The sequence below is a fragment of the Vibrio sp. TRT 1302 genome (assembly GCF_050113875.1).
Lineage (GTDB): Bacteria > Pseudomonadota > Gammaproteobacteria > Enterobacterales > Vibrionaceae > Vibrio.
In genome coordinates, this window is record NZ_JBNJOF010000053.1 from 1 (window position 1) to 712 (window position 712).

Genomic DNA, 712 nt, shown 5'->3' on the forward strand with positions numbered 1-712 from the left:
GCCATACGTCTCTCCTATCGTTCACACCAAACACAAAAACCTTCACCACAAATCACCGTGAAATGGATGGTTTGAGGTTAAGGTTTTCAGGTGGCCCCCGAGGGGAGCCACCGAAAATCAAAGTGATTAAGCTTCGATAGGTTTACGCCAATCGTCTGAACCAGACGTACCTGCGTTAACGTGATCCCAAGTGATCTTACGGTACGACATCGAGACCGTTAGATTTTGAGTGAAGTCGGACATGGATGGATCTTGACAGTGTGGCATCTCACACTGGATATCGACGATAGACGCGTTTTCTAGCTTAGTGGTGAAGAAGTTCTCTTGTTTGCCTTCGATGGAGGTGCGGTACCATTTCAGCTCTACGTTCTTCATCTTCTCACCAGAAGAAAGTGCGTTGTACAGCAGTGGTACGGCTTTGTTGAGAGTAACGGTAAACTTGAATGGTTTATGGACGCGTTGACCAGAAGGTTGACCAGATTGAGGGTCGGTCGGAACCGAAATGACGTGGTCAAACTTCTGAACCAGCATCTCGTCTTCGTGACCTTCTACATAGGAGTCACCGATAGAGTCAGCCGTACAGGCACCCGCAGTGATCAGACCCTGAGTTTCACCGTCGATAGAAATATAACATGGAGTTGGCATAGTAAAATCCTTAGAGGTTGAGTGTAATAACACTCACTCTTAGTCAAAAAGCGTGCCAAAGTGAAAT

At 46.8% G+C, this 712-nt stretch carries 1 protein-coding gene; it reads right to left on the minus strand.

Going from position 1 to position 712, the window contains the following annotated elements; translation table 11 throughout:
• Nucleotides 1-126 precede the first annotated feature (126 nt).
• On the minus strand, nt 127-645 hold the full coding sequence (locus ACQEXP_RS21225) for an Hcp family type VI secretion system effector (RefSeq protein WP_138972011.1): 519 nt from the start codon (nt 643-645) through the stop codon (nt 127-129).
• Between the last annotated feature and the right edge of the window lie 67 nt (nt 646-712).